General features: G+C 44.8%; 12 protein-coding genes. 4 read left to right on the forward strand and 8 right to left on the reverse strand.

Annotated features, from left to right (window positions below; genetic code table 11):
* Positions 1–181 precede the first annotated feature (181 nt).
* Both trxA and ACESQI_RS10050 read right to left on the reverse strand, forming a co-directional pair.
* A complete protein-coding gene (trxA, locus tag ACESQI_RS10045; RefSeq protein WP_320935685.1) occupies positions 182–664 on the reverse strand; it encodes a thioredoxin in 483 nt (160 codons plus the stop codon).
* Positions 665–927: 263 nt separating this feature from the next.
* Positions 928–2,103: a clostripain-related cysteine peptidase gene (locus ACESQI_RS10050; protein ID WP_373125977.1), complete on the reverse strand. Its 1,176-nt coding sequence runs from the start codon at positions 2,101–2,103 to the stop codon at positions 928–930.
* 166 nt (positions 2,104–2,269) lie between these two features.
* On the opposite strand from ACESQI_RS10050, the gene ACESQI_RS10055 reads away from it, so the two are divergent.
* Positions 2,270–2,842 carry a sugar O-acetyltransferase gene (locus ACESQI_RS10055; protein WP_002561465.1) on the forward strand — a complete coding sequence of 191 codons (573 nt, stop codon included), beginning with the start codon at positions 2,270–2,272 and terminating at the stop codon, positions 2,840–2,842.
* A 58-nt stretch (positions 2,843–2,900) separates the two neighbouring features.
* Positions 2,901–3,530 (forward strand): DUF1349 domain-containing protein, encoded by a 630-nt coding sequence (locus ACESQI_RS10060; RefSeq protein WP_369880842.1) that lies wholly within the window; start codon positions 2,901–2,903, stop codon positions 3,528–3,530.
* 138 nt (positions 3,531–3,668) lie between these two features.
* Here the strand turns inward: ACESQI_RS10060 and bioD are convergent, their stop codons facing one another.
* The 5 genes from bioD to bioA all read right to left on the reverse strand — a co-directional run bounded on the left by bioD (position 3,669) and on the right by bioA (position 9,801).
* Positions 3,669–4,322 carry a dethiobiotin synthase gene (gene bioD / locus ACESQI_RS10065; protein WP_007486663.1) on the reverse strand — a complete coding sequence of 218 codons (654 nt, stop codon included), beginning with the start codon at positions 4,320–4,322 and terminating at the stop codon, positions 3,669–3,671.
* On the reverse strand, positions 4,319–5,074 hold the full coding sequence (gene bioC, locus ACESQI_RS10070) for a malonyl-ACP O-methyltransferase BioC (RefSeq protein WP_320969627.1): 756 nt from the start codon (positions 5,072–5,074) through the stop codon (positions 4,319–4,321). The genes bioD and bioC overlap by 4 nt, the downstream gene beginning before the upstream one ends.
* Before the next feature lie 2 nt (positions 5,075–5,076).
* Positions 5,077–5,730, reverse strand: a complete 654-nt coding sequence (locus tag ACESQI_RS10075) for a DUF452 family protein (protein ID WP_007486665.1) — start codon at positions 5,728–5,730, stop codon at positions 5,077–5,079.
* A 338-nt stretch (positions 5,731–6,068) separates the two neighbouring features.
* The gene (locus ACESQI_RS10080) at positions 6,069–7,241 is read right to left on the reverse strand and encodes an 8-amino-7-oxononanoate synthase (RefSeq protein WP_373125979.1); all 1,173 of its coding nucleotides are present in this window, start codon (positions 7,239–7,241) and stop codon (positions 6,069–6,071) included.
* A gap of 115 nt (positions 7,242–7,356) precedes the next feature.
* Positions 7,357–9,801: an adenosylmethionine--8-amino-7-oxononanoate transaminase gene (gene bioA / locus ACESQI_RS10085; RefSeq protein ID WP_373125981.1), complete on the reverse strand. Its 2,445-nt coding sequence runs from the start codon at positions 9,799–9,801 to the stop codon at positions 7,357–7,359.
* Between the two features lie 108 nt (positions 9,802–9,909).
* Between bioA and ACESQI_RS10090 the strand changes: the two genes are divergently transcribed.
* Positions 9,910–11,469 carry an ATP-binding protein gene (locus tag ACESQI_RS10090; protein WP_007486673.1) on the forward strand — a complete coding sequence of 520 codons (1,560 nt, stop codon included), beginning with the start codon at positions 9,910–9,912 and terminating at the stop codon, positions 11,467–11,469.
* A gap of 18 nt (positions 11,470–11,487) precedes the next feature.
* Here ACESQI_RS10090 and ACESQI_RS10095 read toward each other — a convergent pair whose 3' ends face one another.
* Positions 11,488–12,579, reverse strand: a complete 1,092-nt coding sequence (locus tag ACESQI_RS10095; RefSeq protein WP_007486674.1) for a DUF4421 domain-containing protein — start codon at positions 12,577–12,579, stop codon at positions 11,488–11,490.
* Between the two features lie 249 nt (positions 12,580–12,828).
* Between ACESQI_RS10095 and ACESQI_RS10100 the strand changes: the two genes are divergently transcribed.
* Entirely contained in the window at positions 12,829–15,957 is a 3,129-nt protein-coding gene (locus tag ACESQI_RS10100; protein ID WP_195661200.1) for a TonB-dependent receptor, read from the forward strand.

A 15,957-nucleotide genomic window follows, 5' to 3' on the forward strand; every position in this document is an offset into this window, starting at 1 on the left:
CAAATGGATTAGATGGACAAGGGGGAAGGTACTTGAAGCCTTTGCCTCTTAGTCTTATTGCTCTGTTTGGCTACTTTTACTTTTCTGATGAAATCTTACAAAAAAAGTTGTGGTAGTAATAACTTATATAAGTCATTGCTACCACATGTAGTACGCTACGCAGAATATAACCTCTATTCTCTTATTTCTTTTCTAATAGAAACTCGTCTACTATTTTAATCAACTGGTCTTTAGGCATTGCTCCCTGTAAAATTTTTGGTTCTCCTTTTACTGGGATCATTAATAAGGTGGGTATACTTTGGATACCGAATGTTCCGGCAAGTTCAGACTCTTTATCCACATCTATTTTATATACGTCTATTTTCCCGGCATAGTCTTTACTTATATTATCTAAAATGGGGGCCATTGCTTTACACGGACCACACCAGGTGGCGTAAAAATCAATGATTGCAGGACGGTTGCCTTCAAATTTCCATTCATTGGGATTGGCTTCGTAATTATATACTTTCTTTAAAAAGTCTGCTTTAGTTAATGCTATTACTTCCATATCGCTTTGTTCTTTTTGAGAATAAACACTTTTATTGTCTTTATTACCTGCACAGGCTGTTGCTATAAAAGTCAGTGTGAGGGTAAAAATTGTAGTTAAGGTTTTAATTGATTTCATATACTTTCTTTTTTTATAGTTTTTACTGTTGCAAAGATAGTGATGTCAGGCATATATAAATGACAATTTAGCTGGAATGTTTGACATTTTTTCCCTTTTAACGTTCTTCATGATAACTTTTCTAAAGAACTATCCTGTTGTTTTACTCCGCCAGACTCTTGTTGGATATTTTATCAGAATGAGTAATGGTTTTAAAGTATGCATAAATGTTTTTTCTATGTGGGATTATAAACGCTTATAGACTATTTATGTATATTAAAGAACTAATGAGTCGCTTTGTACCACGCAGTCTGATATTTTTCAGTGGCATAGGAGTTAATACTTGGATCTGAGATTGTTGCACCGGAGAATGTATTGATTTTAATCTTTCCCTTGTTCATGGTGTAATAATAATCGGTATGCCTTTTATAGGGGATAGTGCGTTCCAGTTGTTCTTCAAATCGTGCCAATAGGCCGGCGTTTGTACAGAGTTTCGCTACATAGTCCTCACAGTCGAAAAAGAGGGTGGGGGTGTATCCGTCCATTGTCTGTATAGTATATAATGAAGAGGAAGGAAGAGTATATTGGTTATTTATCTCTTTCATTGTAGCAGCTAAATTTTCCAACTCGGAACATACCGTTACTCCGATTGTCCCGCAAGGCATTTCTTCGTAGTTCTTATAGAACTCGTAGAATGCATCACATATGCTTTCATAATCGACTTTACCCAACAGATGCGGACCAATCTCAGCATAAGGCATACCGTAAGCCATAATCTCACAAGGGGAAGCAATCAGATAGTCGGTAACTTCTTTCAGATCATAGGCAACTTCTACAGAAGCCATGTAACAGTCATCAAAGAGAATATACTCCATTTTTATTCCGGCATTTGCAATTCCCTCTGCAAGAGTGGTGGTGTTAGTTTGATATTCAGGACTTAATCCACCGAAATAGCGTGTCAGAGGTACGCCTTCATATTCCCAGTGCTTCTTCTGGCCTATACTTCGCACCTGTGCGGTTGGTACGGGAATCCATCCCATTCCGTGACAACCGATTGTCATGGCATAGCGGTTGGCAGGAGCGAGGGTTTTAACATCATTCAAAATGGAAGTAATGCCCGTAGCCGTAGTGAAAGCGGGGTTATGATAAATTTTCATGGGTTTGCGTATGCATTTGCCATTATCATATGCCAACTCAAAGAGTACTGCTTCAGTGGGCGAAGTACAGAAGAATACTACAACCCTTTCGTTCTTGAGTATGTTTCGTTCTACTACACTCTCAAAATCTGATATATTGGTTTCGAAGTAAGATTTAAGATTGCTGGACCATGGAAGATACATGAGTACGGTCTGATCTGTTTTTACAGGCCAATCCTCTTGTTCGCATGATGTAAATGCCAAGGGAATGATTAACAGTATAAGGAGCAAAAAACGTTTCATTACTTTCAGTGGGCAGGTCATTATCTTCTTTCTTTTTATAACAATACATTTGCCTTTCAGATACAAACGTAAGAAATATTTCTCTAATAAAGAAAATATAGGGAGAGAATGTGGGTTACTATTCTATTTATTCATTTATATTTGCTGTTCCTATACAAGTTTCCCACAAATCAGGAGGTATAAAGATATGAAAACAGATAAAGAGAAAATGCTGGCAGGTGAACCCTATCTGGCTTTTTGTAACGAGTTGGTAGAAGATCGTGCCCGGGCAAAAGACGTTTTGTTTGAATACAACAATTTGCGTCCGTCGGACATGGAAAGACGTACTGAAATACTGAAGCAATTCTTGGGTGCTACCGGAAAGCAATTGCTGGTCGAACAACCCTTCCGTTGCGATTATGGCTATAATATTCGTGTCGGTGAGAATTTTTATGCCAATATGGGATGTACGATATTAGATGAGGCTTTGGTGACTTTTGGAGATAATGTACTGTTGGCTCCTAATGTGAGTATTTATACGGCAGGACATGCTGTAAATGTGACACGGCGCATAGCCGGTTGGGAGTATGCCTGTCCGGTAGCAATAGGGCATAATGTGTGGATTGGTGGTAATGTAGTGATACTTCCGGGAGTTTCGATTGGCGATAATAGCATAATAGGTGCCGGAAGTGTGGTGACAAAGAATATTCCTGCCAATGCCGTTGCTGTGGGAAATCCCTGTAAAGTGATTCGGGAACTTACCGAAGACGAACTGAAATAAAATACTTTGGATAAAACGGAATATGAAGAAACATTTTTTACTTGCAGCTGGTCTGTTTATGACATTTGCTGTACAATATCAAACAATTATGGCACAAAGTCTTGAAAAGATGAATTGGTTTAATGAACCTGATAAATGGGAGATACGGGATGCACGTACTTTCTCAATGATAGTCCCTCCGAAAACGGATTATTGGAGAATATCCCATTATGGTTTTACGGTAGATGATGCACCTTTTTACTATGCTCTTTACGGTGGGGAGTTTGAAGCGAAAGTTAAAATAACGGGAAACTATGTGACTACTTTTGACCAAATGGGACTGATGATTCGTGTGGATCATGAGAACTGGATAAAAGCAGGTGTGGAGTATGTGAATGGTAAACAGAATGTGAGTGCTGTGGTGACACATAAAACAAGTGACTGGAGTGTGGTAGAGTTGGATAAAGCTCCTCGTTCTATCTGGATAAAAGCTGTCAGAAAGCTGGATGCCGTAGAAATATTCTTCTCATTGGATGATAAGAAGTATACGATGATGCGTACCTGTTGGTTACAAGATAACTGTCCGGTAATGGTAGGATTAATGGGAGCATGTCCTGATGGTACGGGATTTGAAGCTATCTTTGAAGATTTTCAGGTGAAACAATTGCCTGATACACGTCGGTTGGAATGGGCAAAGAAGCAAAAGTAAAACTTCAATTATGTTTCACCATAGAGAGTAGTACGAAGGAGTAATTGTATCAAAACTGTTTTATGCTTTCATGGGTACACAGGATGGAATGGATGATCCGTTGTCATCCGTTTCATCCTGTGTGCCATAGAAGATACTTTATTTCCGGAGCTTTATTTCCGGCACAAGTATAAATCGAGTGTCCGGGAAGTATTTTTCCATATATTTTCTGATAAAGCTTTGCGTATCCTCTTGTATTGTTTTATCTTCTACTGTGGGATACAGATTATACATCACAGTATCAAGACGGATCCCCCGGTTACGTATGGCTTCAAAGCTGAGTAATGTGTGGTTGATGCTTCCCAACTTGCCGGAGGTAACAAAAATGAGCGGGTAACCCTTTTGGGCTACATAGTCGATCGTCAGCAACTCTTCGGTCAACGGCACCATCAGTCCGCCGGCACCTTCGAGCAGAACAATGTCATAACGGTGGCTGAGTTCGGCGGTGGCTTGTTCCATCTTGTTGAAGTTTATGGGGCGCTTGTCCAATTGCGAGGCAAGATGCGGCGAAGCCGGATAGGAGAAAATCTCCGGCATAGTGAGTCCTTCACGATCTTCTTCGGTGTGAGGAATTCCCATGATACGGCGGTGCAGGTCAATATCTTCGGAATAACCTACATTGCCGGTCTGAATAAATTTCTGGGTAATAGTACGCTTTCCGTTCTTATTGAGTTCGCGGGCCAGGAAACCGGTGGCATAGCTCTTTCCGGCATCAGTGTCAATGCCGGATACAAAAAATACATTCTGTTTCATTGTTTCTTCTTTTTTGCGATGATATAAATAGGGTGATAAGTAAGTGTCACGGAGCGGTTGTTACCGGATTGGCGGGGATAGTCCTCGCAGAAACGGTTTAGTTCGCGCCGTGTCCAATGGTGTTTACCGGTACCCGTAACTCCTGTTTCTTTCAGATGATAGAGTACTTGCAGCGGAGTGGTGAAGGTACGGGGGACTACCTCTTCTTCTGCATAAATGATATCGTACATAGGGGCGAGCGAAGCCTTCAGGTCGCGGAGCGAACGGTAGGTAAGTCCGTGACCGGTGACACTGCGTATCTCTTCCATGTTCTTTTGCCCGAAAGTGGTGAAAGCGAAATACCCGTTTCTACTCAGATAGTCCGTGCAACGGTGAAAAAAGTGTTCCGGGTTTTCAAACCATTGAAGGGTAGAACAGGAGGTGATAAGTTCCGTATCTTCGGGAAATGCGAGTGTTTCGGCATCTCCGGCAAGGAAGCCTACGCCCCGATTGAGCAGGTCCTCACAGCAGGTCTGCATGTCGTGGCAGATATCATTCAGGAGAAGTTGCTTCGGTTGCAGGGTATGATAGAGCAGCCGGGAGTAATTGCCTGTGCCGCAACCAAATTCTACCACTTTCCCCAACGGGGTCGGAGGGAGATATTGCTGTAAGAGGTGGATCATTTTTTCGGCTATTTGTTGCTGTATATTTGCTTCCCGCGTATAAGTACCGATTGCTTTAGAGAAACGTTCGGCTATCAGATTCTTGTCCATATTCATTTCAGGTATTGCGTAAAGAGTGATTCGTCATAATGAGCTTCGTTACCATGGAGGATAGAAGCGGAAGTCTCTTCCCAGGCAGTATGTTGATTGGCGGGAGGGAAGATACGGTCGTTTTCACCGATGATGGCTTTTTTCCAGGAGAAACTGGCAGGAGGAAGTTCCCGATATTGCCGGGCAATGGCGGCGAGTTCCTCTTTCAGGTCTTCTGCTGACCGTTGGGGAGTAATGTGGCGGAAGCTGTCAAAAGCACTTCCATTGGCGCACATCCGGCGCTGGAATTTCCGAAGGGATACTTCGTTCAAACCCTCTAATGTTCCTTCAAAAATGGCGGGAGGAATACCCCGTTTCTCGTCGATAGGGAAGGGGGTACCGTTGATCGCGACACTGCCGTTGACAGGAAGTGCAATGCGTGAGAGTACTTGTGAGGCCGCCCAGACTCCCATAGACCATGCCACAACGTCGATATGGGAGTAACGGGCTGCCGAGGAAGTGTCGAAATCGAGTGTATGATAATCGTAGCAAATCATAAAATCGCTTTCACGGGGTGTATATTGTATGAAAGGGCGTTCATCCATTCCCCAGCCTGCGAAGAACAGGAGAAGGCGATCTTGTTTCTGATTTGTTGACGTATGGATATATTGGTTCATAGGTAGATGTGATACTTAAAATAATGTTGTGTAATATTACTATTGTTACACTGTTCGGAATACTAAAGTCTGTCTTTGTAATGCGCTGATTATTAAAGGGTTTACGGAACGCTTTTCTCCCCGGAGTCGAACAGCCTGCTCCCCGGAGCCGAAGAACCTCTTCCCCGGAGCCGGGCTACCTCCTCCCCGGAGCCGGGCAAGGCGTACGGCTTGGGGAGAAAACAGTATGTAAAATAATGCGATTCTGTTTGAGGTGGATTCCATATCGTTTAAACTTATATATTCAGACAAAACGGGAGTAACGGTTGGCATTTTAGCATCTTCTTTTTGAGGAAAATTTAAACAGGCTTTTCGTCTTTTGATATTTCATTTATTAATTTCTTCATTTCACTTTCCCTGATCTCTGCCGTCAGCGAGAACCGGATACGCGAAGTACCTTCCGGTACCGTAGGCGGGCGTACGGGCAAAGCATAGAATCCTTTGCGTTGTAGTTCTTCCGCCTTCCGGATGGCCACACAGCTTTCTCCTGTTATCAACGGCACGATGTGACTGGTTGAAGGGCAGGTATATCCTTTGTTTTTCAGGGCTTCCCTGAGTTGGTTACTAAGGAACCGCAGGGTTTCACGTCTTTGCCGGAAGCCTGCCAGACGTTCCAGCATGAAGGAGGTCCACTGTACTGTCACCGGAGGTAATGCCGTGGTGAAGATGAAAGTACGCATCTTGTTAATAAGGTATTCCCGTATCACTTTCCGGCAGACGATATAGGCTCCTGCCGAAGCTAACGCCTTACCGAATGTACCTACCAGAAAGTCGATATCGTTGATGCAATCCTGCTCTTCTGCACATCCCAGTCCTCTCTGTCCGCGTACTCCGAAGGCATGAGCCTCATCTACATACAACAGTACATTGGGATATTGTTTTTTCAAACGAACCAGTTTCCGAAGATCGGCTTCGTCACCATCCATACTAAAGATACTTTCGGTGACGACAATGATGCGTTCGTATTCCGAATGATTCACTTGCAACAGACGTTCCAACTGGTTGTATTCATTGTGTCGGTATCGGATACATTTTGCTGCCGATAGGCGTATGCCGTCTATCAGGCTGGCATGTACCAGTTTGTCTGCCAGGATGAGCGTGTGTGTATTGCTTACTGCCGGCAGGATACCTGTATTGGCATGATATCCGCTGTTGAATGTCAATGCCGCTTCGGTACCAAAGTCATCGGCAAGTTGCTGCTCCAACCGATCATAAATACTGAAGTTCCCTGTCAGCAGACGTGAAGAGGAGGAGGTAGGCAGAAAAGTCTCCGTGGTCAGGGTTTCCCGGAACTCCTGGCGCAGTTTCCTATCGTTTGCTAATCCTAAATAGTCGTTTGAAGAGAGGTTTAGCATCCGCTGCCCGTCTACAATAACATTTCTGCCTTCGTGTGTAATGGCAGGAAGCTTTCGTAGATTGCTTTTCTCTTTCAGTTCCTGCAACTCTTGTTGCATCTGTTCGATGGTGGTCATAATTCTTTAACTTATTTATTAATTAGTAGTAAGTAGTCAAGTAGTTAAGTAGTCAAGTAGAAATGACTCGTTTAATGTATTCTACTTACTACTTAACTACTTACTACTTAACTACTCAATTACTCATTATTGTTATAACTCCACTCGTAAGTTTACTTAATTGTTCCGGCGTGATGATAAACGGGGGCATGAGGTATACCAACTTTCCGAAAGGACGCACCCAGATACCCTCTTCAACAAACCTCCGTTGCATGTACGCCATGTCTACCGGCTGATGTGTTTCAATAACCCCGATAGCACCCAATACCCGTACATCTGCTACGGTCGGAAGTGAACGTGCCGGAGCCAGTTCCCGCTTCAGTTGCTCTTCGATACGGTATACATTTTCCTGCCAACCGGACTCTAATAACAGGCGTACCGAAGCACAAGCTACGGCACAAGCCAGTGGATTCCCCATAAACGTAGGGCCGTGCATAAAAGCTCCCGGTGCATGATTGGAAATCATATCCGCCACTTCATTGGTTGCCAATACGGCAGACAGTGTCATATATCCTCCGGTCAGTGCCTTGCCGATGCACATGATATCCGGTTCTACTCCGGCATGTTCCCAGGCAAAGAGCTTTCCTGTACGTCCGAAGCCGGTAGCTATTTCATCAAAGATAAGTAACAGATTGTGCTCACGGCAAAGTTTAGCTGCCTCCTGTAAATACCGGGGATGGTAAAACCACATACCGCCTGCCCCCTGTACAATCGGTTCGAGGATAAGTGCGGCGAGCTCGTCGGAACGTGTTTCTATCAGTTCTTTCAGAGGGAGAATATCTTCCGGATTCCACTCGCCATCAAAACGTGAGGTGGGTTGAGGTACAAAATAACGTACCGGCAGTGCTGATCCGAACAGCGAGTGCATCCCTGTTACGGGGTCACAAACAGACATTGCATTCCATGTATCACCATGATATCCGCTGCGTATGGTAACGAAATTATTCTTTTCTGTCTTCCCGGCGGCATACCAGTATTGTACGGCCATTTTCAGTGCTACTTCTACTGCCACCGATCCGGAGTCTACATAGAATATCTTCTGCATCGAAGGAGGAACCAGAGGGAGCAACAGCTTTCCCAATTCAATGGCCGGATCGTGTGTCAGTCCGCCAAACATTACGTGCGACATTTTCTCCAACTGCTCCCGTACTGCTTCATTCAATACCGGATGATTGTATCCATGTATCGTACACCACCACGACGACATTCCTTCTACAAGCACCCGCCCGTCACTCAGCGTAATCGTAGCCCCTTCTGCCCGTTCTACTTTATATACCGGCAATGGATTTGTGGTCGAAGTATAGGGATGCCACAAATGTTCCCTATCGAACTCGTCCCCTATTTCTTTCCTTCTCCCTTCTCCCATCTCCCTTCTCCCATCTTTTATCTCGTATCCTGCTGCACAAATCATCTGCTTGTCTTCCGAGACTTTTGAGCCGAGTGTAGTTAGTAGATCTCCCACGATAGCCGAGTTGATGCCGATATGTAAAGCCCGTTTCATAGTTTCCGGAGAGAGTTGTGAACGTCCTCCGGCAAAGCGCAGATAGGCTGTCGGGTTGATAAAACGGAAAAGTGCAATAGCGGTCAATACCTCTTCTTCTGTCAGCGGTGTTGCGTGTTCCAGTGGGGTACCAGGGATCGGGCTGAGTAGGTTGATCGGGATGGACTGTACCCCAAGTTCCCGGAGGGTGAAAGCAAATTCAATACGCTGTTCCAGTGTCTCTCCCATACCGATAATGCCGCCGCAGCAGATATCCATACCTACCCGGCGTGCAGCATTGAGTGTAGCCAGTTTCTGCTCTTGCGTATGCGTAGAGCAAAGTTTCGGAAAATAGGAAGGCGCTGTTTCCAGGTTGCAGTGATAACGGGTGATACCTGCGTCGTAGAGTACCTGTAATTCATCTTCTTCGAGGAGCCCTAAGGAGGCGCATAGCTGAATGGAAGTATGCCTGCGCATGTAGCGGGTGGAATCACGGAGTTGAATAAGTTGTTTCGGGGAGGGTTTTCGTCCGCTGGTGACGAGTGAGAACCGGGCTATGCCCTGTGCTTCGTTGTATTGTGCCTGTCGGAGGCATTCATCTTTACTGACGAGGTCGTAAACCTCGGCTTTTGTCTGGTAATGGGAGGATTGTGCACACCATTTACAGTTTTCCGGGCAACGTCCGGACTTGGCATTAATGATGGAACATATGTCGAATTCGCGCTGTGCACGGGCGACGGTAATCTCATGGGCAGCCGCATATAGCGCTTCCCTGTCGGCTGTATTAGCCAGCCAGGCTGCTTGTTCGGGCGTGATATCAACGCCTTGCAGCACCTGGTCTTTAAGTTCTTCAAGTGTCATAAATGTATGATAAGGGATAGTTTGAGCAGCTTTTTGCTTGGCGAGCGAACGTTCCGTCACATTGAGATGCAACTGTCCGATGGTTACCTGGTGTCCCAGGCTGGCAAAGGCAGCATATCCCTTCCGGCTCCAACAGCGGAATCGGATGGCAGGTCTATGGATCGGACGGTTCGTTTTCATTCTTTTTTCAGGTTTTGAACGGGGCAAATGTACAAAGAAATTTTGAGTATGTGAACATAAAGACCTATCTTTGCGTACTACTAATGTCATACTTAGAATAATAGCCTTATGATTGATTTAAGCCGTAAACTCCCCATCGGGATACAGACTTTCGAGAAGTTGCGTAAAGAGGGATATCTCTATGTGGATAAGACTGCGCTTGTCTGGCAGATGGTAAGTACCAGTACTCCTTATTTTCTGAGCCGTCCCCGCCGCTTCGGGAAAAGTTTGTTGCTGTCTACTTTCGAGGCTTATTTTGAGGGGAAGAAAGAACTTTTCGAGGGGTTGGCTATCGAAGATTTGGAGCAAGAGTGGGTCACTTACCCTGTGCTGCACCTCGACTTGAATGCCCGAAAATATGAGACCCCTTTCGACTTGGTAGCCATGCTCAACCAGCATCTCGAAAAATGGGAGCTGCTTTATGGTAACGAGAAGCAGGAACGTAGTCCAGAAGAACGTTTTGCTTATGTCATAGAACGTGCAAGCATATTAACCGGGCGCAATGTCGTTGTCCTGATAGACGAATACGACAAGCCCTTGCTTCAGGCCATGCAGAATGAGGCTTTGCTGGATGAGTATCGCACGACCCTGAAAGCTTTTTATGGCGTACTGAAAAGCTCCGATCGTCACCTGCGTTTCGCTTTCCTTACCGGAGTGACCAAATTTGCCCAGGTAAGTGTATTCAGTGATTTGAACCAATTGCAGGATATCAGTCTGTGGTATGATTATGCTACTGTTTGTGGTATTACCCGGGAAGAGTTAATTTCGACTTTCCATCCTGAGCTGGAAGTGCTGGGCAGAGCTAACGATACCACTTATGAAGAAACGGTGGATGAGATGACCCGGATGTATGATGGTTATCATTTTCATCCTGCGGGAGAGGGCGTTTTCAATCCGTTTAGTGTACTCAATGCGCTGAAAGCAAAAGAATTTAATGATTATTGGTTCCAGACCGGGACACCTACTTTTCTCGTTGAACTGCTTAAAAAGAGCGACTACGATCTTCGCATTTTGATTGATGGCGTGGAAGCATCTTCTACCGCTTTTACCGAATATCGGGTAGAGGCACGTAATCCTATCCCATTAATCTACCAGAGTGGATACCTCACGATAAAAGAGTATGATAAGCGTTTCAAAATGTATCGCCTGGCTTTTCCGAATGATGAAGTGAAGTACGGTTTTATGAATTTCATATTGCCTTTCTATACACCAATACCGGACGGAGAACGACGTTTCTACATTGGCAAGTTCATCAAGGAACTACAGGCAGGTGATGTAGCAGCTTTCCTCACTCGTCTTCAATCGTTTTTTGCCGATTTCCCTTATGAGTTGAACGAAAACAAAGAACGCCATTATCAGGTTGTGTTTTATTTGGTGTTCAAGTTGATGGGGCAGTTCACCGAGGCAGAAGTACGTAGTGCCCGTGGAAGGGCGGATGCTGTGGTAAAGACTCCCGATCAGATTTATGTCTTTGAGTTTAAGCTGAATGGCACGGCAGAACAAGCCTTACAGCAGATTGATGACAGGGGCTATCTGATACCTTATCTGGCGGATGGGCGTGAAATAGTGAAGGTGGGAGTAGAGTTCAGTGCCGAAACACGAAATATCAGTCGTTGGCTGGTGGAGTAGCTGTTGCCAGATTATCATTTAGTGCTTTTTCCTGTATTGCTTCTTCAGATAAAAATTGAATCCTGCATATACCTGCAGTGTACCAAAGCCATTGTTCAGTGAGAAATTATTCCGGTAGTAATCATAGGTTCTGCCCACAAAGGAGGTCCCGGCAAAATATTTGCTGTTGTTGTAAACTACCCCTGCACGTAGTATGAAATCTATGTTGAAGTTTTGGTACCAGTCGTTTGTTTCTGTTTGTACTTTCTCAATCCGTGAGGTTTTGTAGGCTATGGCAGGTGTCAGTGAGAGGCAGGCGAGCCAGTTGCGTGCAAACACCCAGTTGTAGGCATAACCGAGAGTGAGACTGATATTTGTGTATTTGATGTGTTCCACTCTCATATCTTCATTCAGGCTTTCCTGGATAGTTTGCGGCAGTTTGGCAGAATCGAAGTTCAGATGATGCGTGGAGATAGAAAAGCCTGCAATCATCGACCCGGCACTACGCCTTTGGTTAGTGCTTTGACTGAAAGCTGCCGGATAGGAAAAACGGCGATAGTTGAATACGTAAAATGCATTCAGCCCTTTTATATCTACTTTCAATCCGTCAAAACTTTCGGAGTAATTGTCGGGTACGTCATCAAAGCCGTCTGCTTTATGTATTCGGTAGTCGTTGCCGGTGCGGCGATAGAAAATATCCACCCCTAATTTGGCACTGTAAAGACTTAAGTCAAACTCGGTCCCTTTTCTTTTTCCTTTTTGTTTGCCGTAAAGCCCGTCGGTATCTATGGACCATCCCAGGAATATCCAGCGCCAACCGAAGTAGGGACCTATTTTATTACGAGGGTTGGGAGAGAACCGTAACCGTTGTGACTGAGGAGTACTACTGCTTAGACTATAATATTCGTAGTTGGTGAAATGGTCCAGCATCAGTGCATAGTTGTAACGGTTTGGGCTGATATAAGTAGTATCGATGTCACTGGGGTTGAACAGATAGTTGAAAGCTCTTATAAATCCGTTGGGACGTTTGGCTGTCTCCACACTGTCCTGCATGACGATATTGCTCTCTTCATTCTGAGCGAACAAAGAAAGAGGCAATATCACCAACAGACAAATTACAAGTTTTTTCATACTATTTTAATAAGTAGTTAGAATTTAGTAGTAAGTAGTTAGAATCCTTTCGGAATGACAACGCTGATATGCTGCATAGATTCTGACTACTGACTACTAACTACTGACTTCTAACCTCATTATTCGCGAAATTAATATTTCCTTCCCGTTTGTGCAATCTTCCTTTAAATTTTGTTTCGTATCTTAAACAAAACAAGGCTATGTGATGTTAGATACCTCACGTAAATAAATCCTAAACCACAAGAAAATATGAGAATCAATCTACGTCTATTAGTAGCGTTTCTGGCCTTTGTTGTATCTGTATCGTTGCAGGCGGCCGTACAACAGGAGAAACGTATTTCGGGTACCGTAATATCCGACGGAGAACCATTACCCGGTGTTTCCGTACAGGTAAAAGGTGCCACTACCGGTACCATTACCGATATCGATGGAAAATATTCTATATCTGCCCCTGCCGATGGGATACTTGTTTTCCGTTTTGTAGGGTTAAAGACGGCAGAGAAGCCTGTGAACGGACGGAGTACCATTGATGTTACTCTTGAATCCGACAGTAAGGAACTGGACGAAGTCATGGTAGTAGCTTATGCCACAGCCAAAAAGTATAGCTTTACCGGAGCCGCTTCTACTGTAAAAGGAGATGAGATAGCCAAACTACAGGTAGCCAGTGTTTCGCGTGCTCTTGAAGGTACTGTTTCCGGTGTGCAGGCAAGTGCTTCCAGCGGGCAACCCGGTACGGATGCCGAGATACGTATCCGTGGTATCGGGTCTATCAATGCTTCCAGTGCACCGCTTTATGTAGTGGATGGTGTGCCTTTTGATGGTTCCGTCAACGCTATCAATCCGGATGATATTGCCTCCATGACAGTGCTGAAAGATGCTGCTTCGGCTGCTCTTTACGGTTCGCGTGGTGCCAATGGAGTCATTATTATCACCACTAAACAGGGGCAAACAGACTCTAAAACAACCGTCAATGTAAAAGCCTCCTTCGGTGGTTCCAATCGTGCCGTACGTGATTATGACCGTATAGGTACCAATGATTATTTCCAGCTCTATTGGGAAGCCTTGCGCAATCAATATGCCAAGGATACGCAGAACTATACTCCTGCTACAGCCGCCGCACAGGCTTCAAAAGATCTGGTAACCAAACTTATGGGGGATGGTCCCAACCCCTATGGACCCAATTATTCACAACCTGTAGGCACGGATGGTAAACTTGTAGACGGTGCTACCCCTCTGTGGGATTTTGATTGGAGTAATGCTATGGAACAGCAAGCCTTGCGTACGGAGCTTAATCTCAATGTATCCGGAGGCGGACAGAAGAATCAGTATTTCTTCTCTGCCGGTTATCTGAATGATAAGGGTATTGCCCTCGAATCCGGGTATCAGCGTTTCAACCTGCGTTCCAATATCACCAGTGAAATGACCTCCTGGCTGAAAGGTGGTGTTAACATGAGTTTTGCGCATTCCATGCAGAACTATCCGGTGTCTTCGGATACCAAAACCAGTAATGTTATCAATGCAGGGCGTACGATGCCCGGTTTCTATCCCATTTACGAGGTAAACCCCAATGATGGAAGTATCATTTATAAAGACGGAAGTCCTGTTCCTGATTTCGGGCCCTATCGTCCTTCCGGTTCTATGGCAAACTGGAACCTGCCCGCTACTCTTCCGCTTGATAAGTCCGAACGGATGAAAGATGAGTTTTCGGGACGTACTTTTCTGGAAGTTACCTTTATTCCAGGTTTGAAGTTCAAGACGAGTTTTAACTTCGACCTTATCAATTACAATTCACTCGATTTCACAAATTCCCTTATCGGTCCTTCGGTCACTACCGGAGGTGGCTCAAGTCGTGTCAACACCCGTACTTTCTCCTGGACGTGGAACAATATTGCGACTTATGATAAGACGATTGGTGAGCACCACTTCAATATACTTGTTGGGCAGGAAGCCTATTCCTACCGTTATGATGAACTTTCTGCTTCCCGTACGAAAATGGCGTTACCTAATATGCCCGAACTGGTAGTTGGTTCGCAACTCACCGGAGGTTCCGGTTACCGGATTGATTATGCCCTGGTGGGTTATTTCTCTCAGTTCCTGTATGATTACCAGGATAAATACTTCTTCTCCGCCTCTTACCGCCGTGACGGTTCTTCCCGTTTTGCACCGGAGACCCGCTGGGGTAATTTCTGGTCGGTAGGAGCTTCCTGGCGTATCGATCGTGAAGACTTCATGGTTTCTACTTCCGATTGGCTTTCGGCTTTGACTTTAAAAGCCAGTTACGGAGCACAGGGAAATGATAACTTAGGTACTTACTATGCCAGCAAAGGGCTTTATGCCATTGTATCCAACCTGGGGGAGAATGCACTTGTATCCGATCGCATTGCCACTCCGAAACTGAAGTGGGAAACCAATCTCAACTTCAATGTGGGTGTGGACTTCTCTTTATGGAACAATCGTGTATCCGGTTCGTTCGATTTCTTCCAGCGCCGTTCCAAAGACTTGCTCTATTCACGCCCTGTAGCTCCTTCTATGGGATATAGTTCGGTTGATGAGAATGTGGGGGCACTGAAAAATACCGGTATTGAACTGACGCTGAATGGTACGGTGATCCATACAGAGGATTTCATGTGGAAACTTGGTTTCAACCTGACACATTACAAGAACGTAGTCACCGAACTACCTTTGAAAGACATGCCTCCGGTAGGGGTAAACAAGTTAAAAGAGGGGCGTTCCGTCTATGATTTCTATACGAAGGAATGGGCTGGGGTAGACCCGGAAAACGGAGATCCGTTGTGGTATATGGATATACTCGATAAGGATGAAAATGTGATAGGTCGCGGGACAACGAATGTGTATAAAGATGCTACTGATTATTATGTCAATAAGTCATCTTTGCCCAAGATATATGGTGGTTTCAATACAGCATTCTCTTATAAAGGCATCGAGCTTTCGGCGATCTTTGCCTATAGCGTAGGTGGGTATATCATGAATCGTGATATCACTATGATTCTGCACAATGGTAGTGCCGAAGGTCGTTCATGGTCAAAAGAGATATTAGATCGCTGGACACCGGAAAATCGATATACGGATGTTCCGGCATTGGGTACTACTTCCAATAACTGGACTTCCTACTCTACACGTTTCTTGCAGAACAATTCCTATATGAGGCTGAAGAACCTTACCCTCTCTTACACATTACCGAAACAACTCGTCAACCGGGCGTCGTTGAGTAATGTACAGGTTTTTGTACAAAGCGATAACTTGTTTACTATTCATCGTAATCAGGGGCTCGATCCGGAACAAGGTATTACCGGACTGACCTATTATCGTTATCCTGCAATGAGAACTTTCTCGGGAGGAGTGAATGTAACGTTTTAG

Source organism: Bacteroides sp. HPS0048, from assembly GCF_964240755.1.
GTDB lineage: Bacteria > Bacteroidota > Bacteroidia > Bacteroidales > Bacteroidaceae > Bacteroides > Bacteroides nordii.